Origin of the sequence: Aliiruegeria lutimaris, from assembly GCF_900099935.1 — a bacterium.
In the GTDB taxonomy this organism is placed as follows: domain Bacteria; phylum Pseudomonadota; class Alphaproteobacteria; order Rhodobacterales; family Rhodobacteraceae; genus Tropicimonas; species Tropicimonas lutimaris.
Window position 1 is genome coordinate 1 of the sequence record NZ_FNEK01000082.1, and the last position, 21,538, is coordinate 21,538.

20 protein-coding genes and 2 pseudogenes are annotated in these 21,538 nt (G+C 59.8%); 7 read left to right on the forward strand and 15 right to left on the reverse strand.

All coding sequences use genetic code 11. From position 1 onward, the window contains the following. Window positions 1-169: 169 nt before the first annotated feature. Window positions 170-1,609: an IS1182 family transposase gene (locus BLR85_RS23895; protein WP_093148562.1), complete on the reverse strand. Its 1,440-nt coding sequence runs from the start codon at window positions 1,607-1,609 to the stop codon at window positions 170-172. A 439-nt stretch (window positions 1,610-2,048) separates the two neighbouring features. Here BLR85_RS23895 and BLR85_RS28690 point away from each other — a divergent pair, with 439 nt between their 5' ends. Both BLR85_RS28690 and BLR85_RS28695 read left to right on the forward strand, forming a co-directional pair. Then, window positions 2,049-2,780 (forward strand): Nmad3 family putative nucleotide modification protein, encoded by a 732-nt coding sequence (locus tag BLR85_RS28690; RefSeq protein ID WP_139188527.1) that lies wholly within the window; start codon window positions 2,049-2,051, stop codon window positions 2,778-2,780. Beyond that, window positions 2,777-3,346, forward strand: coding sequence for an Nmad2 family putative nucleotide modification protein (locus tag BLR85_RS28695; protein ID WP_170844736.1), 570 nt, complete (start codon window positions 2,777-2,779; stop codon window positions 3,344-3,346). The genes BLR85_RS28690 and BLR85_RS28695 overlap by 4 nt, the downstream gene beginning before the upstream one ends. A gap of 668 nt (window positions 3,347-4,014) precedes the next feature. On the opposite strand, the pseudogene BLR85_RS30010 reads toward BLR85_RS28695, so the two are convergent. The 14 genes and pseudogenes from BLR85_RS30010 to BLR85_RS23960 form a co-directional block, all read right to left on the reverse strand. Continuing rightward, window positions 4,015-4,126: pseudogene (locus BLR85_RS30010) on the reverse strand (transposase); the annotation flags it as partial. 847 nt (window positions 4,127-4,973) lie between these two features. After that, window positions 4,974-5,774, reverse strand: a complete 801-nt coding sequence (locus BLR85_RS23900) for a crotonase/enoyl-CoA hydratase family protein (protein WP_068317741.1) — start codon at window positions 5,772-5,774, stop codon at window positions 4,974-4,976. Then, a complete protein-coding gene (locus BLR85_RS23905; protein ID WP_068317738.1) occupies window positions 5,771-7,054 on the reverse strand; it encodes a CaiB/BaiF CoA transferase family protein in 1,284 nt (427 codons plus the stop codon). Before BLR85_RS23905 ends, BLR85_RS23900 begins: the two co-directional genes overlap by 4 nt. A 7-nt stretch (window positions 7,055-7,061) precedes the next feature. Beyond that, window positions 7,062-7,391 (reverse strand): NIPSNAP family protein, encoded by a 330-nt coding sequence (locus BLR85_RS23910; protein ID WP_068317735.1) that lies wholly within the window; start codon window positions 7,389-7,391, stop codon window positions 7,062-7,064. 17 nt (window positions 7,392-7,408) lie between these two features. Next, window positions 7,409-8,845: an aldehyde dehydrogenase family protein gene (locus tag BLR85_RS23915; protein ID WP_068317732.1), complete on the reverse strand. Its 1,437-nt coding sequence runs from the start codon at window positions 8,843-8,845 to the stop codon at window positions 7,409-7,411. 30 nt (window positions 8,846-8,875) lie between these two features. Beyond that, window positions 8,876-9,247: a YciI family protein gene (locus BLR85_RS23920; RefSeq protein WP_082739315.1), complete on the reverse strand. Its 372-nt coding sequence runs from the start codon at window positions 9,245-9,247 to the stop codon at window positions 8,876-8,878. A 68-nt stretch (window positions 9,248-9,315) separates the two neighbouring features. Continuing rightward, window positions 9,316-10,275 (reverse strand): Bug family tripartite tricarboxylate transporter substrate binding protein, encoded by a 960-nt coding sequence (locus BLR85_RS23925; RefSeq protein ID WP_170844737.1) that lies wholly within the window; start codon window positions 10,273-10,275, stop codon window positions 9,316-9,318. 97 nt (window positions 10,276-10,372) lie between these two features. Then, the gene (locus BLR85_RS23930) at window positions 10,373-11,869 is read right to left on the reverse strand and encodes a tripartite tricarboxylate transporter permease (protein WP_068317723.1); all 1,497 of its coding nucleotides are present in this window, start codon (window positions 11,867-11,869) and stop codon (window positions 10,373-10,375) included. Window positions 11,870-11,871: 2 nt separating this feature from the next. Next, the gene (locus tag BLR85_RS23935; RefSeq protein ID WP_093163400.1) at window positions 11,872-12,336 is read right to left on the reverse strand and encodes a tripartite tricarboxylate transporter TctB family protein; all 465 of its coding nucleotides are present in this window, start codon (window positions 12,334-12,336) and stop codon (window positions 11,872-11,874) included. 62 nt (window positions 12,337-12,398) lie between these two features. Further along, window positions 12,399-13,433 carry an Ldh family oxidoreductase gene (locus BLR85_RS23940; protein WP_093163402.1) on the reverse strand — a complete coding sequence of 345 codons (1,035 nt, stop codon included), beginning with the start codon at window positions 13,431-13,433 and terminating at the stop codon, window positions 12,399-12,401. Further along, window positions 13,430-14,317 carry an alpha/beta hydrolase gene (locus BLR85_RS23945; protein WP_068317715.1) on the reverse strand — a complete coding sequence of 296 codons (888 nt, stop codon included), beginning with the start codon at window positions 14,315-14,317 and terminating at the stop codon, window positions 13,430-13,432. The genes BLR85_RS23940 and BLR85_RS23945 overlap by 4 nt, the downstream gene beginning before the upstream one ends. A 38-nt stretch (window positions 14,318-14,355) precedes the next feature. Then, window positions 14,356-14,913 (reverse strand): NADPH-dependent FMN reductase, encoded by a 558-nt coding sequence (locus tag BLR85_RS23950; RefSeq protein ID WP_163886956.1) that lies wholly within the window; start codon window positions 14,911-14,913, stop codon window positions 14,356-14,358. Window positions 14,914-14,935: 22 nt separating this feature from the next. Then, entirely contained in the window at window positions 14,936-15,841 is a 906-nt protein-coding gene (locus tag BLR85_RS23955; protein WP_068317711.1) for a VOC family protein, read from the reverse strand. Window positions 15,842-15,970: 129 nt separating this feature from the next. Beyond that, window positions 15,971-16,816 carry a fumarylacetoacetate hydrolase family protein gene (locus BLR85_RS23960; protein WP_093163405.1) on the reverse strand — a complete coding sequence of 282 codons (846 nt, stop codon included), beginning with the start codon at window positions 16,814-16,816 and terminating at the stop codon, window positions 15,971-15,973. A gap of 152 nt (window positions 16,817-16,968) precedes the next feature. Between BLR85_RS23960 and BLR85_RS23965 the strand changes: the two genes are divergently transcribed. The 5 genes and pseudogenes from BLR85_RS23965 to BLR85_RS23985 all read left to right on the forward strand — a co-directional run. Further along, entirely contained in the window at window positions 16,969-17,679 is a 711-nt protein-coding gene (locus tag BLR85_RS23965) for an FCD domain-containing protein (protein ID WP_231701158.1), read from the forward strand. Between the two features lie 613 nt (window positions 17,680-18,292). Continuing rightward, entirely contained in the window at window positions 18,293-19,666 is a 1,374-nt protein-coding gene (locus BLR85_RS23970) for an FAD-binding oxidoreductase (protein WP_093163411.1), read from the forward strand. Window positions 19,667-19,871: 205 nt separating this feature from the next. After that, window positions 19,872-20,012, forward strand: a complete 141-nt coding sequence (locus BLR85_RS29345) for a transposase (protein ID WP_156461642.1) — start codon at window positions 19,872-19,874, stop codon at window positions 20,010-20,012. Window positions 20,013-20,105: 93 nt separating this feature from the next. After that, window positions 20,106-21,119, forward strand: a pseudogene (locus tag BLR85_RS23980) (IS110 family RNA-guided transposase). 174 nt (window positions 21,120-21,293) lie between these two features. Further along, window positions 21,294-21,538: transposase (locus BLR85_RS23985; protein ID WP_139188529.1), on the forward strand; the 245-nt coding region annotated here is incomplete at its 3' end.

Sequence of the window (21,538 nt, forward strand, 5' to 3'; positions counted from 1 at the left end):
CGGCCGAGGCTGTGTGGAAACTCAGGTCTTGTTGTTGGTTCTTGGGCGTGAGGTAGGAATTTTGGCCAATGATGCCGATTTGGCGGCTCTGACCTTTTGGAGCGACCTCTGACGGCTCCCGGTGGGCATTGTGTGCGGGTTTTCCTGCGAGATGGGAACCTATGGCCCCTCAGGTCGCCATCGCCTTCAATAGCTGGCCCACGCCGATCATGTTGATCACGCGCTTTATGTTGTAGGCGAGAACGTGGAGCGCCATTTCAGTGCGGACGTTCCTGAGCCTTCGCGTCTGGAAGTGGGTGGCACCCATCCAGGCCTTGATCGTGCCGAAGGGATGCTCGACGGTGCATCGCCGCTTTCTCATCAGGTCCGGTGTCTCGTCCATTCGGGCAAACATCGCCTCGATCAGATGCTCATGTTCCCACCGGGTGATCCGGCGCTCCTTGCCCGTCGTGCAGCGCTCTTTCAGCAGGCAATACTGGCAGTCGTTCTGCCAATAGCGGCGATACGAGAGCCCGTTTTCCTCACGGCTGTAGCGATAAGTCAGCGCCTTGCCTGCCGGGCAGATGTAGGTGTCGGTCGCAGTGTCGTAGGTGAAGTCCAGCTTCACGAACATGCCCTTCTTGCGGTTGCCGGAAGTCTCGGGACGCGGCACAGTCGGGGTGATCCCTTCTTCATGGCATGCGAGAAACTCGGCGCTGCTGAAGTAGCCACGGTCGGCGATGACATGGAGTTCATCGGCTTTCAGGGCCGTCTTGGTAACCTTCGCCATTGGGGTGAGCTGGGTTCGGTCGTGGACGACATTGGTCACTTCGTGAGCAACGATGATATGGGTCTCGGTGTCGACCGCGGTCTGGACGTTGTAGCCCACGACCCCGGTACCCTTGCCGTAGGTCGCCATCGACCGAGCATCTGGATCGGTCAGCGAGATCTGACCGTCCGGTGTCTCCTTGAGCCGCCTGGCGATCCCGTTCAGCCGCTGTACCTCCTGGCGGACCCGGGCCAGCTTCTCCTTCAGGCGATCGATCTTGCGAAGCGTCGACTCGGATTGCTCCTTCCGGTCGGTCCGTTTCATCTCCTCCAGATACCGCGACGCGCTCTGCTCGAGATGGCTGATCCGAAGCTTCACCTTTCCTGCCGTGAAGTTCCGGTCCCGGTGGTTGACCGCCTTCATCTTGCTGCCATCAATGGCGACAGTTCCGGCCGACAAAACGCCGATCCGCCGGCATAGCTCCACAAACTTGGCGCAAGTCTTGCGAATAGCTGGACCGTTGCCTTTCCGGAAGTCCGCAATCGTCTTGTGATCCGGCACCAGCCTGCCGGTCAGCCACATCACTTCCACGTTGCGCCCTGCTTCCCGTTCAAGACGCCGGCTCGACGCAACCCGGTTCATGTAGCCATAGACGAAGAGCTTCAGCAGAACCGAAGGATGATAGCCAGGACGGCCCGTCTGCGCCGGTACCATCCGTACAAAACCAGCTTCCACCAGATCCAACGCGTCGACAAATGCATCAATCACTCGAACCGGATGGTCGTCTCCGATCCAGTCCTCCAACCGCTCCGGGAAAAACGTCACCTGCTCGCGGTCAACGCCCTCAATATAGCCCGACATGCCCGCCTCCGATTGTTGAAGACGAGTATACCCAAGGTTCGGGTTTTCACACAGCCTCGGCCCAATCCCGACCTCGGGCAACCTATCATATTGCTGCGTTGCGGCCCGTCAAAGCCGCCTTTCGCTGCAAGCGCAACACCCGGATCGGGTCGAACGCGCAGATCGCGGACATTGCGGTCATCCACCGTCGGAATCACTACGACAGCAACCTGCGCATATCTGCCGGCCACGACGCATGAGCGCTTCGCACTTGCAGCATCGTTTTAGAAGTACCGTCAGCCGGAAGTAGCCACTCGTCAACCGAGCGGCGAAGGTCTGAGGAGACCCCAAAGCGGGCTTGTTCCACAACTACTATGTCTGTTGCAGAAATTGCAGCTATGGCTTCATTGTTGGAAGATGCCGGAGTTTCTCAGGATGGCTAAAAGGGCGAAACAACAACATGCGCATTATCCTAAGCAGGAAAGGTTTCGACAGCGGCGCCGGTGGAACGCCTTCTCCAATGACGGCCTCGTCATTGACGTCGCTGCCTATCCCTACCAACCATCGTAGCGAAACGACATATGAGGATTTGCATCTGGGCGCGGTAGTAGAGAAGGCTACGTCGCGTAGGATCGCAGCTGATCACCTTTGCCATGCAGATCCGTTTTTCTTCGAAGGTCGATGTGCGTTCGGTCAAACAGGTTCCGCGCAATCCCATCTGGCGAACAACGGGGTTTGTCCGGGTGATGTTTTCTTGTTCTTTGGCTTGTTCCAAGCGAACGGCGGGCCAAGAGAACACTGGATATTCGCTTGGCTGCGTATCGAAGAGGTCCTGCCACTTGGTGCTTTGCCACAACGAGACCAGTCACCTGATTGGCTTCCTGTACAGCATCCTCATACCATCGGTGAATGGAACCGGAATAACACCTTGTACGTCGGTGATGGCGGCGTGTTTTCGACACCCGATCCGACGCTGAGGTTAACACAGGAGGGCGGCCCCCTTTCGATCTGGCATGTTCCACCGTGGCTTAAAGAGTGTGGCCTGACCTATCACGGCAAGGCGGAAAGATGGTTGCCCGATGATCGGTTGCAGGCGGTTGCACGCGGCCAGGAATTTGTCAGTGACATTGGTAATCGCGAAGATGCGAAGGACTGGTTGAACATGATCATCTCTAAGGACCAGATCGCGTGAGGCTGTTTCGCTACATATTGGCTCACGATACTGGTCGCGCCCCCTGTGTGGACAACAACCTTGTGACACTGGCCACATGTAAACCGATCATTAGACGAGGCGCACACGTTGGCGACTGGGTTGCCGGGTTCATGCCCAGACCGCATGAGCGAGGCGAGTTGGTCTATGCTGGTCGCGTGGCTGAGGTGGTGGAGTGGTCGGAGTATACCGACCGCTTTCCAGACAGAATTGATGCGGTCTACAGCGTAGCAGATGACGGCGCGGTGGAGCGGCTCGATCCAGGCTATCACGACAACGCCGATGCCCGGAGGAAGGACCTGTCCGCTCCTATCCTCTTGTTGGACAAGGGTTGCAGTTGGTATTTTGGTGGTTCGCCAATTTCGCTGCCTTGGGAGTTGCAGCATCTAGCTGCTGCGGGTCGAGGACACCGGGTTTCAGGAGCAACGGCTGACGATATCGAGACCTTCGAGAAGTGGCTGCGAGATGGGTCTCAACCCGGTGTACACCATGCACCTCGCAATCCAGATCGGCGATTTGTGGTGCCGAAACCACGAGTGACCAAATAACGAGCATCTGTTTACGGAAGCCACGTCCGTTGAATAGACCTGCGTGAAGCCCCCGACGAATGTCCGTTCCTTTATCGACTTCTCCTGGTCACTCAGATCGCAGTGCCGGATGTCGCAACGCAGCGAATGCCCGCAACGTCGGCATACTACCCGTTGGTGCGGACAGCAGCATCGGTCAAAAGGGCTCCGAGTCGACTTTCGGCAGCGCAGTGAACATCTCGGATTCAGGCGAATGTGAATGTCGGCTTTTGACGATAACTCGTGAGCGGTTCACGCCTGCAGAGAAAGTCCGGAAATGGAATGTGCCGGCTGCTCCACCGGTCGGTGTTAAACCTCTCGGGTTTTCACCGCGTCAGAGGAGAAGAGGCCTACAGACCTCCAGCAATATTCATGGCCGCCGCCTGACGGAGACCTGCGTCGCTCGCACGGCGGCGTTGGCTTGCGAGGGAAGCATGCGATGATGGCAGACCCGGGCAACCGGGGGTCGACAAAGGTCCTTGAAACGATGCGAGCCTGCGTGAGCTCGTCCATTTGTCTGGCGGTCGAACCGCGGAAACCATCAAGGCCAGCGGCGGCATCGCCGCGAGAACAGGCCGGATACACGACTGCAAGCACCGGTATCCCCATTGTCGCAGAAAACCCTTACAAGGACGAGGTGGTCCATACACGTCGTTATGCTCGAACATGACAGCGCCGATGAGCCGGGTGATGGACGCTTCGTTGGGGACGATCCCGACCATGTCAGCGCGTCACTTCCTTGTTCGGGCGCTCGATTGGGTTGATCGCGTGTCGTCCGGTTGCTCACTGCCCATCCAACAGTGCGGCGAGATTGAAGGTCGAGGATCACTGCCGGGAAAAACCAGCGTTCCTGCGTCCATACAAAGCTAATGTTACCGGCCGATCTCCGGTTCGGGCGATCTGCCGAGAAGTCGCGATCCATCAGGTTGTGCGCGATGTTGAAGCTGTGCTTGCTGTCTGTCGTGGCCTTGAACTTCTTGCCTCTTTTAACAGATTTTCCCTTCTCACGCATCGGCCTGCCGACACGACGAAGAACGACATGGAGGCCAAGTCCCTTCAACTCCTCGGTCGTGCGTGGGCGGCCATAGCTGCCTAGAGACTGGGCGAAATGCCCGCGAATGTGAGCGGCTAGGTCCACCATGTCCTTGCGCCATCTGTCGCTGAGCGGACGGCGGCGCCAGGCTCGATAATCCCAAGGCTGAAACCCATTGTATCACAGAGTCGGTGCTCCGGGATTTCGTAGCGGAGTTCTTCGACGAAGGCGAACCCCACTTGCTTCTTCCCGCGATGAACACCGTGGCCGTTTTTTCAAATCCCTCTCCTCCCGGAGCCGACGGTTCTCTTTCCGAAGTTCGGCGATCTCGCGTTCAAGATCTGATTGGATCTTGGGTTTCTCAGGACTGCCCTTGTCTTTGGTATCCAACGGCTCAGCTTTAAAAACCCAATCCGAAAATCCGCTGCTGCCTGCTTTCGCGGCGACCCGCTGGTCAATGCTTCGCGCACCGCTGCAGTGCAGCATTCCTCCGTTGGGCGTGATCCTATCTGTGTTCTCCTTTGCGACACGATACGCGGTAAAAGGAGCGGCACAATCCTGCTACAGGTCCACGTTTCAGTCGCCGGTAAATGTGCCGACCCGGCGCTCAAGAAGCGCTGCGACGGCTTCCTCGTGGTCTGCTGTCTGGTGTGCGGCTCCTTGGTAGGCCGCAGATAACTCTAGGACTTGATCGAGCGTGGAAACCGTCCCCTCCCGCATCAGTCGCTTCGTCAAGCGAAGCTGTCTCGGTGGATTTCGGGCGATCCTTTGGGCCAAGGTCATTGCTGTGTCGAACAACTTCTCCGGCGCTGTTACCTGCGAAACAAGGCCCCAGGCCATGGCCGTGTGGGCGTCAACCGGATCAGCCGTGAAGGCCATTTCAGCAGCGCGTGACAGGCCAACCTGACGTGGCAGGATCCATGCCCCGCCATCACCGGAGATAATGCCGACATTCACGAAATTCTCGGCAAATGTCGCAGACTCGGAAGCGATACGAATGTCGCAGAACAACGCAAGGTCGCAGCCCGCGCCGTATGCTGGGCCATTAATCGCAGCGATCAGGGGCACTTCGACGGACCAGACCGCCTTGGCCACGCGTTGTATCCCGGCGCGATAGGCATTGCGCACGGCAATCGCGTCGCCGGCAAAGATGCCTTCCTTGCTGCGCATGTGCTTCAGATTGCCGCCCGAGGAGAAGGCCTTGCCGGCCCCGGTCAGGATCGCGCAGCGGATCGACTGGTCGGCATTGAGCCAGTCCATGGCTGCACAGATCTCGGCCACCATGTCTGTGTCGGTGATCGGGTTGCGCAGCTCAGGCATGTTGAGGGTCAGCGTGGCGATTCCGTCCTCTTGCGTGATCAATAACTTGTCGCTCATGGAGTGCCTCCGGCTTTGGGTTTGGCGCGGGTATCCCCTATCGTGCCATCAGCCATAAGGGCCTCGAGATCGAAGGTGGACGGGTCGAGCAATCGCGACAGGACCGCACCGGTATCCGCGCCGAGATCGGGGGCGGCAAGCGGCGCAACAGCCGGTGTCCGCGATAGCTTCAGAGGAGAGCCGACACCCACCAGCGCGTCGCCATCCGGCGTTGTGGGATATGTCTGCAACCCGCGGAACCGGACGTGGGGATCGGCGAAAACCCGTTCGATGGAGTTGATCGGCCCGACGGGTACATTGGCTGCATTCAGGGTCGTAATCCAATCATCCATGCTGCGCCCGGACATCAGACCCTGCAGGATGGGGATCAACACGTCTCGGTGGCGCACCCGGCCTGGATTGGTGGCAAAGCGCTCGTCTGTCGCCAGCCCCGGCGCCCCGGCCGCCTCGCAAAACCGGGCAAACTGCCCGTCATTTCCCACGGCGAGGATGACGTGACCGTCACTCGCTGCGAACGCCTGGTAGGGAACGATACTGGGATGTGCATTTCCAAGGCGACCCGGCGAGGTGCCGGTGGCCAGGAAATTCATCGCCTGGTTGGCGAGCGTGGCGACCTGAACATCCAGCAAGGACATGTCGATATGCTGCCCTTCGCCGGTGGCATCGCGGTGTCGCAAGGCAGACAGGATGCCGATGACGGCGTAAAGCCCGGTGAGCACGTCTGTGAGCGCCACGCCAACCTTGATCGGTTCCGCACCCGGCGTCCCATCGGCTTGGCCGGTCACGCTCATCAGCCCGCCCATGGCCTGGATCAGGAAGTCGTAACCCGCGCGGTTCGCATAGGGCCCGGTTTGCCCGAACCCGGTGATCGAGCAGTAAACGATATCGGGTTTGATCGCCTCAATGGAGGCATAGTCGAGCCCGTATTTCGCAAGGCCGCCGACCTTGAAATTCTCGATGACCACATCGCATCGGCCAGCCAATGCCTTCAGAACCCGCTGACCTTCCGGCCGGACCATGTCGACCGTGACCGATTTCTTGCTCCGGTTGGCACTATGAAAGTAGGCGGCACCTCGGTCCCTGCCTTGTTGGTCGGTTACGTTTGGCGGGCCCCAACTGCGTGTGTCGTCGCCCACGCCGGGACGTTCGATCTTGATCACCTCAGCCCCCATATCTGCAAGGATCTGCGTGGCCCAAGGGCCCGCAAGGATCCGGGTCATGTCCAGCACGCGCAGTCCGGACAGGGCGGCTCCGGGCGCGGTCTTTGGGGTCTCGGTCATGTTCCACCTAGCGCATGGCGGAAAAAGCGGTTGGCGCGAGGAAACTGGACGCGATATTGGCGACCACCTCTCCATGCTCTTCTTGATGCGCCGCGCGCGCCCCGAGCCATTCGGGATCGCTGGCGAAGGTTTCCCAGAGCCGCTCGCGTTCCTCAAGTGACTCCCAGGCCAGGAAATAGGTCAGGTCGTGGTTCGAGGGGCCGACAAGCGTGGTGAAAAAGCCCACCGGGCGCAGACCGATCCGCTCCCATATCCGGAGAGTCGAGCTCTCGAACCGCTTCAGCAGTCCAGGCATACCGCCGGGAACGCAGGAATAGACGCGCATCTCGTAGATCATGGATTGTCCTTCCAGGGTCAGGCCAGTGTGTAGGCAGTTTTAACTGTGGTGAAGAATTCGGCGGCATAGCGGCCCTGTTCGCGCGGCCCATGACTGGACGCCTTGCGCCCGCCGAAGGGCACGTGAAAATCGACGCCTGCGGTTGGCAGGTTGACCATCACCATGCCGGCCTCGGCGTTGCGCTTGAAATGCGTGGAATATTTCAGGCTGGTGGTGGCTATGCCAGCGGACAAGCCGAATTCGGTATCATTGGCTACGCTGAGCGCCTCGTCATAGTCCTTGACCGCGATTACCGCGGCCACGGGGCCAAAGATCTCCTCGCGCGCAATTCTCATCTGGTTGGTGCAATCGGCAAACAGGGCAGGCATCTGGAAATAGCCCTCGGTGTCTCGGCTCACGCGATCGCCCCCTGCCATCAGACGGGCGCCCTCATCCTTGCCGATCTCGATGTATTTCTCGTTTTGAGCAAGTTGGCTCTCGTCGACAACCGGGCCAATCAGAGTCTCGGGTGCAAGGGCGTTGCCCACGCGCAAGCCTGCCATTCGTTCGGTCATCTTGTCGAGAAACGCGCCCTCGATGGCCTCCTCGACGATGATCCGGGATGACGCAGTGCAGCGCTGACCTGTCGAGAAGAACGCGCCGTTGATGACGCAATCGACGGCCACTTCCAGATCGGCGTCGGCCAGGACGACGAAAGGGTTCTTGCCGCCCATCTCCAGTTGCACCTTGCGCATGAGTTGCGCGGATTTCGCGGCCAGCGCGGCCCCCGTCGGAACGGAACCGGTGAAGGTCAGGGCCGCGACGTCCGGGCTGTCGACGATGGTTTGGCCGACGACCGATCCACGCCCCATTACCAGGTTCAGAACCCCGTCCGGCAGGCCGGCACGCCGCAGGATGTCTACCAGCGCCCAGGCACAACCAGGCACCAGGTCGGCCGGCTTGAAAACCACCGTGTTGCCGTAGCAAAGCGCAGGCGCCAGCTTCCACGCTGGGATTGCGATAGGGAAATTCCATGGCGTGATGATTCCAACAACGCCCATGGGTTCCCGCGTGATCTCGACGCCGACACCGGGCCGAATGGAAGGCAGGACTTCGCCTGTCTGACGCAGTGCCTCTCCCGCGAAAAAGTCGAATATCTGGGCGGCGCGGACCGTTTCACCGATGCCCTCGGCCAGGGTCTTGCCTTCCTCGCGCGACAGCAACCGCCCCAGTTCCTCCTTGCGAGCCAGAATCTCGTCGGACGCCGCGCGCAACACAGCGTGCCGTTCCAATGGGGTCGAGCGGGACCACGCAGGGAAAGCCGCCTTGGCGGCATCAATCGCCATTCGGGTCTGCGCGGCGCTGGCTCGAGCATAGAGGCCCACGATATCCATTGTGTCGGACGGGTTGATGTTGGGCGCTGCGTCCCCAGCGACCCAGTCGCCTCCGACAAGGTTCGGCTTCGGTTCTGACATGACTGTCTCCGGTGGTTCGGGGTGTTTGGATCAGCCGATGACTGCGGTCTGATCGGAGTATCTGACGGTCACGGTCATCGCGCCTTCGTTGAGCATCCAGCGATGCAAGCTGTACTGGCGTAGCCCCGCGGCATGAAAAGGATCGGCATCGGCCAATGCACGAGCTTCGGCTTCATCCGGGGCGCGCACGATAATCATGCCTCCGGTGGGGGTGGTTCCACCGTCTTCAAAGATCGGGCCTGCGCCGAAAAGGGTTCCCTCGCGTTCCATCGCGATCTGGTAGTCGAGATGCGCGGGCAAAAGGTCCTGCATTCCGGGGCCACGGGCAGGTCTCGTCGTGATGACCCAGAGGGACTGGCGAAGCATCGTGGCGTAGAGTTCTTCCGGGGTTTTCGTAGTCATGCCGCCCTCATGGTCTTGATGATGTGAGAACGGCGCACGGCAACAGGATCACCGTGCGCCGAAATGGTTTAGCGCCGCTCGATACCTGCGGCCTCGATGACCTCGCTCCAGACCGCAATCTGGCGCTCGATCAGCGCTTTCAGTTCCTCACTGGTAGAACCGCCCGGAGCCGCACCAAGGGCTGCGATTTTTTCCTGAACGTCAGGCTGCGCAAGGGCTTTTCCGATAGAAGTGGACAGGATCTCCACAACATCATCCGGCACGCCGGCGGGGGCGCCAAGACCAGTCCAGGAAACGACATCAAAGCCCGGCGCAACCGTTTCATTCAGCGTCGGAACATCCGGCGCATCGGGCCAGCGCTCGGCCGAGGTCACGGCAAGGATATCATAGACTCCCGCTTCGGCCTGACCGGAGATCACGGTGCCGGTGTCGATGATCACGTTGACTTCGCCGCCCATCAAGGCGGTCGAGGCCGCTGCGCCCCCTTTGTAGGGTACATGGATGAACTCGGCACCTGTCTGCAGACCCAGAAGCTCCCCGGTCAGGTGCTGGGTCGAGCCGACGCCGGAATGGCCGATCACGATGCTGCCCGGTTCGGCTCGTGCAGCTTCGATCAGGGCCGAGATGGATTCGTACTCACCGGCGCGCGCGGCGACGAAGAACGGGAACTGCCCCAGGGTCGAAAGAAAGGTAAAATCATTCACAGAGTCGTAGGGCAGTTCGTTATAGAGCGCCGCGGCAACCGCATGCCCGCCGACAAGCAACTGCATCGTGTAGCCATCAGGCGCTTCGCTGGCCACATAACCCGAAGCCACGGTGCCACCTGCGCCAGGACGCGACTCCACGACGACGGGCTCTCCCAGATCCGCCGAGATAGCCTCGGCCATGATGCGGGACACGGTGTCAGCATTTCCGCCCGCGCCGAAGCCGTGAACGATCCGCATCGCGCGTTCGGGGAAATCCTGTGCGAATGAAGGCGCGGCCAGCGCCAGCGTCAGCGGCAAAGCGACGAGTAGTTTCTTGATCATTGTCATCCTCCCAAGTTTTTCGGACGTCCTGTTTTTTATGGCCTCGGACCTCCCTTCGGCCTAATACGCGCCCTCTGTCGGGCACGGACTTTCCCGGTCACGACAGCACCCGGGCGGTTTTTCGCCGGGCTTTGATACTCGACCGAATTGCAAACACGACCAGCACCACCGAACACGTAACGAGAATCGCGCTGATAGGGCGGGTCACGAAAACCGTGAAATCACCACGATAGATAAGCATTGCGCGCCGGAAGTTGTCCTCAAGCAGTGGCCCAAGGACAAAGCCCAGAAGCACGGGTGCTGGTTCGAACCGGTAGTTCTTCATGACATAACCCAGAATGCCGAAGGCCAGCGTGAGAACCACATCGGTGACACTGGTACGGTGCGAATATACGCCTACGCAGATCATCACGATGATCACCGGATAAAGCTTCTGGTACGGGATGCGCAGCAACAGAACCCAAAGCCGGATCAACGGTATGTTGATCAGCAGCAAGATGATGTTGCCGACAAAGAAGCTCGCGATGACGCCCCAGAACAGCTCGGGCTGATCGACCATCAGACGCGGACCGGGGATTATACCGTTCAGGATCAGCGCACCGATGATCAGCGCCATTACGGCATCGCCGGGAATGCCAAGGGTGAGCGTTGGGATGAACCCGGTCTGTGCCGCAGCGTTGTTGGCGGATTCTGGCCCGGCAAGGCCCGGCAGGTGCCCGGTCCCGAATTTCTCTGGCGTGCGTGAAACGCGCTTTTCGATCGCATAGGCCATGAAGGACGCAATCGCCGCTCCGGTTCCCGGCAGGGCGCCGAAGAAACTGCCGATGCTGGAGCCGCGCAGGATGGGCAACCCAAGGGTTCGCGCCTCGGCTCTTGTCGGGATCACATCGCGCATCCGGATAGACATAACGCGGCCCGGTGTGCTTCGGACAGCCGCGTTGCGGATGATCTCGCTGACACCGAACAGACCCATTGCAAGCGACACCAGGCTGATTCCGTCGGCCAGTTCGGGTATCGCGACAAAGCGGTAATAGCCGGTTGTCTGGTCGGCGCCGACAAGTCCCAGCGCGATCCCCAGAACCACCATCGCGAACGACCGGATCTGTGACCCGGTCCCGATCAGCGAGGCGGCCAGCAATCCAAGGATGACCAGCATCGCGTATTCCGGCGCACCGAAGCGCAAGGCGATTATTGTCATCGGGATCGCGGCCAGAACCAAAATGGCAACGCCAACCATGCCCCCGGCAAAGGAGGACAGCGCCGCCACGAACAATGCCAGGCCCCCACGGTTGCTCTTCGACAACGGGTAACCTTCGAGGCAGGTCACGACCGACGACGGCGTGCCGGGTAAATTCAGCAGAATGGAGGCGATCGACCCGCCATATTGCGAGCCGTAATAGATGCCGGCCAACATGATCATTGACGTGGTCGCATCGAGATAGAAGGTCACCGGCAGCAACAACGAAATTGCGGTGATGGCTCCGATTCCTGGCAATACACCGATCAACTGGCCGATGAAGACCCCGATGAACGCATACATCAGTATATGCGGTTGCAGGACGACACCTAGGCCAAGGAGGAACTGATCAATCATCGTTACCTCCAGAACGCCGGGATCGGCAGTTCGAGGGCTACAACGAACAGGAGCCATCCGCCTAGCGTCGCCAGGGTCGCGTATACCAGTATGTTCAGTGGGCGTGCGTCGAAATCCGCTAACATCGAGACGGCGACTGCTAGGAACATGGACGGAACAAGGCCCACCCTATCCACAACGGATGCAAAAATGAGGATCGCCGCAGATACGAAGATCAGGCCGCGCCAGTGCATTTTCTCGCCACGCGCATGGCTCGGGGCCGATAAGTCGATGGCAATGATCGCAGCAGCCAGCGCACAGATCACGAACCCAACCACGCGCGGGATGAAACCTGGCCCCATCTGAGTCAGTTTGCCGACAGGGTAATTCCAGGCCACGACGAGGATAATAAGCCCGATCAGCAGAAGCACGCCACCGCTCGAGGCACGCTTTGCGATGGATGGTTGTACTTGGTCTACGCCTTGCATTTTGCCCCTCCCTGTTGGCGTCGATGCGTCGTGACTGTCGTGGTCTCGCGGAACCTTTGCCGCTAAGGGGGCGGCATGGATGTCGGTGCGGCAATGCCGAACTTGGCGGCCATGTCGGCCAGTCGGTTGAGCGTGCCCTCCGCAATCGGAATGCCCGTCTTATTGCGTTCTTCGGCAAGCCGAAATCCGCGCTCACCCGGCATCAGGATTTGCTCCGTGCCCGGTGCTTTAGGTAGCGCCTTGAGGCTGCTGGCCAATTTAGCGATCTGGCTGGCAAAAACTTCAGGATCCGAAAATGCCTCAATTCTGATGGCCAGTGCAGCGCCGTTCATTGCGCCCTTGCCCCCCGACAAGACGCCCGAGATTGCAGGATTGGAGACCAGAACGCTGGCCAGTATCTCGATCATCAGCGACAATCCCGATCCCTTGGGACCGCCAAGCGGCGTCAGGGTCGAGACTTTCGCGGGGTCGGTCGCCGGCGCGCCGTTGGCGTCGATGGCCCAACCTTCCGGGATCGACCTGCCCGCATCCCTGGCGTGCATGATCTTGCCAAGCGCCACGGTCGATGTGGACATATCCAGCAACAGCGGCAATCCGCGACCGGGGACTGCGATCGAGATCGGGTTGGTCGACAGCCCGGCAACCCGTGCGCCATGATAGGCCATCAAGGGGCCCGAGGCGGTCATTACAATACCCAGATATCCCCGCTCGGCCGCCCGCAGAGCGAAATAACCTACCGCGCCCGCATGGGTGATGTTGCGCGCCGAGCACCAGCCAATCCCAAGGCGGCTGGCGATTTCCACCGCCGTATCTGTCGCGGTCACCATCGCTGAAGGCCCCGGAGCGCGGGCTGCTTCAACCACCGCGACTGCGCCCTCTTGCGACACGACCGACGGAACGGCGGCGGGATCGATCATGCCCTTCTCGACCATTTCTCCATAGCGCGGGATGCGCAGGACACCATGGGAATCCGCACCTCGAGCGTTCGCCCAGACAAGGATATCCGCTGTCCGCTCCGCGTGACACGGCGAATAGCCGGCCGCATGCAACAGCGCTTCGGCATAATCCTTCAGATCCTCGGCACGAAACCGGGTCATGCGTGGTCGCCAAGCGGTGTCGGGAAGAATTTCTTCAACCAAGCAGAGATCAACGCGCGCGTGTACGGTGCGTCTTCATCGGATAACGGGAAATGAGACACCCCGGTCGGGATCATCAGCTCGGCATTGGCGCCGGCCTTCTGGAACAGGCTGATGGATTGTTCCATCGGCGTGATGACATCGCCAGCCGTATGGAACAGCAACAGCGGCCGCGGAGCGATATCGGCCACGACATCCTCGGCGCGGAAATGATACATGCTGATCGCAGTTTCCACGGGGACCTCGAACTGTGCATGAGGCGACAGGTTCTTGCGCAACTCCTCGGGGATCGGAACCACATCGAAGCGCGACACCCACATGCTTTCGCCGGTCTCGGCAAGGTGACGGCGCCCCTCGTCCAATATGCCGGTGAACTTGGCCCAAGCCTCTGGCGTGGGGTGCTGGCCACGGAATTTCCGCTCGCCGTCGCCCCATCCGCATAGCGACATGACACAAGCCACGCGCCGATCCACCCCACCGGTAAAGATCGCGACGGCCGCGCCGAAGCTGTGCCCGGTCAGGCCGATGCGGTCTGGATCCACCTCTTCGCGTTCGGAGATAAACGTCAACGCATTGCGGGTGTCGGCCACCTGATCGAAACACCGGACCTCACCGCGCGCGCCATCGCTTTGCCCGCAGCCGCGAAAATCTATACGGAACACGCAATAGCCCATCTCTTCGATCATCCGTGCGACCAGTTCGACATGGGATTTGTCCTTGGTTCCAACGAACCCGTGCAAGACAATGAAGGTCGGCAGTCTCTGACCGGGTTTGCGCCCTTCGGGCACATGCAGAACGCCGGACAGCTTCAATCCATCAGACATGAAGGAAAGCGGATATTCCATGAGTCGCGCCCTTTCTTCGGATAGTATCGAGGTCGCGCTCAGGCGCGGCGCCAAGATTGACTAAATGCTTGGAACGCGGACAGGTGGCCGCGAAGGAAGGTTTCGGTTTCGGTGTTCGTGATCTGGCCGGCCTCTACATCCACCTTGCCCTTGGCGCCCGCGATCTGGACCTCGGGCTTGGCCATGATAATCACCTCTTGGCAGTGCAACGTTTGGCGCAGGCTTTCATGGACACGCGCGCCGCCGAGAAGACCGGGCGAAACGCTCCAGATCGCAGCCGGCTTGCGCGCCAGCGGATTGGGGTTCACACGCGAAAGCCAGTCAATTGCGTTCTTCAGCCCGCCAGGGATCGACCAGTTGTATTCGGGCGTAACGATCAGCAACGCGTCCACACCCTCGACCGCTGAAATCATGGCGGCCGCGGAATCGGGCATTCCTTCGTCCAGAATGTCCTGGTTGAACAGTGGAAGACTACCCGGGTTGGGCAAAGCCACAGCCTGCATCCCTACCGGAACGAGGCCCGCAGATGCGCGCGCCACCGCCCGCGATAACGACGCACGCCGCAAGGAACCTTCGAGAATTCCAATCTTGATCACGAGTCTACCCTTTTCAGTTCGTTCATGCGGCCGGGGAGGCCCAGGGGAACCTGTGCTCGCGCCACGGCAGCGGCGCAGGCTCGCCCCAGACATTCATGACGCGCACGTTGTCGGGCCGCTTGAGCGCGGTAATCACGTTGGGCTCATAGCGGTCATCATCGTTGATCAGCGCCATGTTGCCTGCGCATTCCACCATCGCGCCGCAGGCGTCGATGTAGTAGGCGAAGGTGTTGTCACCCGGCCGGTGACGGCCTGGTCCCCAGATGAAATTCTTTTCGATCGTGTCCAGCAGATCGCCCAGGCGGCAATAATCTGAGAATTCCGCGACTTCCCAGGAATAGTGATGTAAGCCTGTTTCGCCCCGCACGATTCCGAGAATATGGTGCAGACGGTTTGCGCCCCGCATCCAGCTCAGCCCATCATCAACCATCCTCTCGGACAAGCGCATCCCCATGATCGTCTCCATTTGGGCACGGGTCTGGACCGGGTCGGGCGAAGTGATGTTCACATGGTCGATCCGCAGCGGGCCCATCCCGGTGGTCGCGTGGCGGTTGCCGTAGATTTCTGTTGCAACGGGGCTGTGGAGTTCGAACGTATGCCCTTGGGGCGTCACGAAGCTCACCCCGGTCACGCAACAATCAAGACTGGGTTGCTCGGACAGAAGCGAGCACCCAGCTTCGGCAACACGACTTGCTGCCTGTGCAACCGCTGCCTCCGAGACAGCCTCGAAGCCGATTGACCGGGTCGAATTCTCCTGAGCCTCATGAAGCACCAGCTCGGCCATGCGTCCATTGGACGACAGCCAGACACATCCGGCCTCTTCCCGTGTCACGCGAAGCCCAAGAATATCGCATGACTCACGGACTAGTGCGTCGACATCAACCACGTTCAACTGAACGTGCCCGACCGAATTCACCAGATAACCCATAGCTCTCTCCCCTTGGCCCCGGTTTATTCTTGCTAGCACGCAGTTTCGGCAATCGCAATTATTTTCGAAAATTTTTCATTAATTGAAAATACCGAGATTATCCACGGCCGTGGCAGGGGCCTGGTAACCTTATTTTTCAGCTTCCACGGTGTTGGACAGGACGCCGATCCCCTCGATCTCTACTTCCACGACGTCACCGGGCTTTAGGAATTCAGGCGGCATACGCTTGCTGCCGAATCCGGCACAGGTTCCTGTTACGATCACGTCGCCCGGCTCAAGCGGTGCGAAAGTTGAGATGTAAGAAATCAGATAGGGGATATCGAAAATCATCCGCGATGTATCGGTGCGCTGTTTTTCGACGCCATTGACACGGGTCACCAACGACACACACTTGTGAGGAATAGGCAGGTCAGCCGCTTCCACCATCCAGGGCCCGAATGCACCGGTTCCGGAAAAGTTTTTGCCGGGTGTGAACTGGTGACTGTGCTTTTGCCAATCCCGTACGCTGCCGTCGTTATAGATCGAATAGCCCGCTACATGGGCCATCGCCCCTTCAGCCGGAATGTGCCGGCCACCCGTTCCGATAATCACCGCCAGTTCGCCTTCGAAATCCAACTTTTCCGAAGATCGGGGCTGAATCAGGGGCGCATCATGGGCAATCTGCGAGGATGGCAGGCGAAGGAAAAGAACAGGATATTCAGGAATGTTCTCCGGTAGGGTAGAATCCTCGCGATAATTTATCGCCGCCATGACGATCTTGTCGGGGTTTGGAATCACCGGGGCCAGTTCGACCTCATCGAAACCCAACTCGGCCCCATCGATGCCGGCGAGCAGCTCCCGTGGTCTTCCCGCTGCAATGAAGGATCTCAGATCTGCATACTTACCGTTGGAGCGCGCCCCTAGGTCTACAATACCCTGGTCTGAGACCGCTCCCCAGGACGCCTGTCCGTTCAGCACGAAAGACAACAGCTTCATTCGTAACTCTTTCCTTTTTCGAAAATACGAATACTATTGAAAGTCTAGTACGTGAACCCCTATTCTCGATCACGGTGTTGCTTGGCGATCGGATGGGGTATTCGAAAACCCGGGGCGCCAGCTGCATGGCGCTACGAATCCGCCGATCTATTATGGAGCGACGTGTGACCTCAGGCACCCTGAACCCGACAAGCGGCCCGTCTTCGCGATCCGAGGCATCCAGTTCACGAGATGTTCTAACACGCCTACGCACGGATATCGTCAGCAGCGTATTCGGGCCGGAAACCCGCCTGAAATTCGCGGACATGACGAAGCGCTATGATGTCAGCATCGGCACCTTGCGAGAGGCGCTTTCGCAACTTTCCTCGGAAGGGTTCGTTACGGTTGAGGCCGGCAAAGGTTTCAAGGTGTCGCCGGTTTCAGCCGTGGAGCTCATCGAGATTACCGATCACTTCATCAGCTTTGAGAAGCGCGCGGTGCGGGAGGCCATTGTCCATGGCGGCGAGGACTGGGAAGCCAACATCGTCGCCGTGCACCATCGCCTGAGCCTTATCGAGGGGTTGCCGTGGGAGCGGCGCATGGAACGGCATTCCGAATGGGTCGAGCGCCACCGCGAGTTTCACGAGGCCATAGTCGCAGCCTGCCCGGGGCGTTGGCTGTTTCGGTTGCGCTCCATCATGTTTGACCAACTCGATCGATATCGCTTTGTGACAAAGCGGGCACCGGAGGGTCTTGGCGGACGGAAATTCGAGGAGCACCGCGAAATCATGATGGCGACGCTCGCCCGCGATGCCGATCTCGCCTCCGCCTTGATCGAGCAGCACATTCGCGACACCTCCGAGCGCGCGCTCAAATTGCTATGACCGAAAAGAGGCTAGAGACATTCAAAGGTATTCTCGCAATTCTGAGCTTGCGACGGTGCGTGGCAGCCATCCGGCGATCTGTGCCTGACGATCTCATGGTAGACCATTGCTCCAAGGCGCGCCCAGGAAAAGCAGGCCAAGCAGCGGGCCTGTATGCTCAAACCGTTGCAAATTCCCCGAAACGGCACGCATTCCAAAGCCACGAAAACTCCCGTTCAATTCAACGGCACGAGCAAGGAACGCCCCGGGTGCGACACGTGCTAAACGAGACGGTTGGCGCAAAGCCTTTCCCTGGATTGCAGGAGGTGATTGTAGTCCGTGGACGTGTAGCTGGTCGAGTAGGAACTCGTAGCAAGCTTTCGCGCCTAGAGTGCACAGATACCCTCGCGGTGGCGCTCCCATGGGCCGAGCGCGCTGGCATCCTTTTCGCCAACCATCCGCAATCGTTCCTTTGGCAGACAACTCGCGATGTGCCGGGGCAAGGTGTTCCCAAAGCTGCTTTTTTTCATGTGAGCAAGGCCACCGCAGCAAGGAGTTCCTTTGAGTGTTGCACTGAGCATGACACCATCCGGAATCGTGGAACTTCTATGACCTTTGGGCGGGACCTTCCGAGATGACCAGTTTCATGGAGGTGCTGTCGGGTGCCCTGCCTACAAACGCCATTTTGACGGGCGACGTCGCGGCCCCATACCTGACTGACTGGATGGGTGAACTCAAAGGCGAAGCTCTGGCCGTTCTACGCCCTTCCACGGCACAGGAGGTGTCGCGGATTGTCACGATATGTCGCGATGCGGGTGTCGTGATCGTGCCGCAAGGCGGCAATACTGGTTTGGTCGGCGCGGCCACGCCCGTCACCAAACGCGCCGCTGTCGTTGTGCAATTGGGCCGGATGAATCGTATTCGCAGGGTCGATGCACGCGATAATGCCGCGACTGTGGAGGCGGGATGCGTGCTTGCAACTCTACAGGCGGCGGCCGAGGCGGAGGACCGGCTTTTTCCGTTGTCTCTCGGTTCGGAAGGCTCGGCGCAAATCGGTGGGTTGATCGCTACGAATGCAGGCGGAACCATGGCGTTGCGTTGGGGCATGATGCGCGATCTTGTGCTCGGCTTGGAGGTGGTGCTGCCAGACGGACGCATATGGTCGGACCTGTCCAGTCTGCGCAAACGCAACCTTGGGATCGATCCCAAACATCTCTTTATCGGCGCCGAGGGAACGACCGGCATCGTGACCGCAGCGGTCTTGAAGCTGGTGCCGCGCCCCGCCGCCCGAGCGACCGCCTGGCTCGCCCTGTCTCGCCTTGAGGCCGGCCCGGAATTTCTCAGCCTTGCGTTGCAACATGCCGGCGGCGCGGTCGATGCCTGTGAATTGATCCCGCGCCAGGGACTCTCTTTCGCCTCCGCCCACGTCGATAGCGCACAGTCGCCGCTCGATCCCACGCCAGACTGGGCCGTCCTTATGGAGATCAGTGGGCCGGACGCGGAACGCCTCCAGGAGACCTTGATGAGTCTCTTGGAGGTTGCGATGGATCGAGACCTGGTCTGTGATGGTGTCGTCGCCGCCAGTGAGGGCCAGAGACGAGACCTCTGGTTTCTACGTGAGGCTATCGTCGAGGGGCAGCGCCTGGCAGGATTTCAGATCAAGCACGACATCGCGGTGCCAGTTGCCGAGGTTCCAGAATTCATTCGGGTGGCCAGCGATCGGGTATCAAAGCTTGATGCACATGTGTTGGTTTCGGCGTTCGGCCATTTGGGAGATGGGAACATTCACTTCAATCTTTCGCCGAGCGCGAGTGCTGATCCGGCGGACCTCTCAAAATGTGTATATGGCACCTGCCTTGAGTTTGGCGGAACAATCAGCGCCGAGCACGGCTTGGGGCGAAAAAAGAAAAAGATCGCCAAAGACCTGCAAGCGGTACAAACCTGCCCGTTCGAAATCGAGTCACTCCTCGACCCACAGCGCATTCTAAATCCTCTTTCCGAATCGTGACGGCCTCAGAAGAACCCGAACTGAGGATGCAATGTCGCAGAGAGGCGGCTCGACGCTTGACGCCACTATTTCGTCATTGGCAGGCGGCGCGGACCATCTCGGCGGTGCCGAATGCGTTGAAGTGGCCCATCGGCACGGCGATATGGGATATGTGGCCGCCCTCCAAAACTGGGCCAATGTTTGGACCACGAATAGGGGACGGGAGATGGCTCGGAAACGGTATTCGGACGAGGACGTCCTCAAGCTGCTGCGTGAGATCGAGTTGAAGCTGGCGGATGGTGATGACGTGCGAACGGCCTGTCGTTCGGTCGGTGTCAGCGACGCAACCTACTACAATGAGCCATAGACGCGCTATTGATGGAGTGGATGGCTCCCGCTCCCGGCATCGCAATGTGCCACATTGGGTGTCATCAACAGAACCCCACGAAGGGAGCCATCCATGACAGAGATTACCACGGTAGGCGTCGATCTCGCCAAGTCCGTCTTCCAGGTCCATGCAGTCGACGGTGAGGGCGCGGTCGTCCTTCGGCGGCAGTTCCGACGGAACCAGATGCTCGAATTCTTCCAGCGGCTTGCGCCCTGCCTGATCGGCATGGAAGCCTGTGCCGGTGCGCATCACTGGGGGCGCGAGCTCGGTAGGCTCGGGCACAACGTCCGGCTGATGCCGCCTTCCTATGTCAAACCATATGTCCGGCGCGGAAAGACCGACCACGCCGATGCGGAAGCGATCTGCGAAGCGGTGACCCGGCCTTCGATGCGCTTTGTTCCGGTGAAGAGCGAGGAGATCTAGGCGCTGCTCATGACCCACAAGGCGCGTGAATTCTTGGTGCGCCAGTTGACCTAGGTCACCAACGCGATCCGTGCGCATCTGGGCGAGTTCGGCATCGTCGCGCCGAAGGGGATCCACAATGTCAGCCGATTGCTGGAAGCGGGTGAGCGGGCCAAATTGCCCGCCTGTGCCCGCGCGCCGCTTCGGCTTCTTGCCGACCAGTTCTTTGAAACCAGAGACAGGATCGACCAGCTCACGAAGATCATTCGCCTCGAGGCGGCCTCCAGCGACACAGCCAAACGGCTGCAGACCATTCCGGGCATCCGCCCGATCACCGCGACGGCGCTGGCGGCGACTCTTCCGGACGTGACCGGGTTCCGGAGTTCGCGCGATCTCTCGGCCTGGCTCGGGCTGACGCCGAAACCACATTCGAGCGGTGGCAGGGAGAAGCTGGGCCGGATCTCGAAAATGGGCAATCGGTACTTGCGCCGCCTCCTGTATCTCGGGGCGATGGGGGTCATCACCTCGCGGCGACGCGGCCAACCCGGAGAAGACTGGTTGTGGCGCCTCCTGCAGAGAAAGACAGCGAAGCAAGCTGCGATTGCCCTGGCGAACCGCATGGCAAGGATCGTCTGGGCGCTCCTGAGGAATGGTACGGAATACCGGGGCGCTCGCGCGGCCTGAACTGAATGGGGCCGTGGCCCCGAAGAAATGGTGAGGTGCAAGGTGGGATGATGGCCATCTGACGGACATATCGCAGGGACACCCTGTTCGTAAGCGTCCGGCCTCGCTGCTCTGACGCGTCATAGAGTGTGTTGATAGTGTCCACCATTGATAGTGGACATCTTGAGGACGGATATGGCGGGCAAGAAGGGTCAGAAGAAGCGGTTCTGGTCGGATGAGGAGAAGGTGTCGATCTGTGCGCAAACATGCGCGCCGGGGGTATCGGTTGCGCAGGTGGCGCGGCGTTATGCCATGAACACCAACTTGATCCACAAATGGCTGCGTGATCCCAAATTTGCACCGGATCCTGAGAACCTTGAAGATGAGGTTGCTGAGACGGCATGTTTTCTGCCTGTGGAGATTGTGGACCGGGCCCAGCA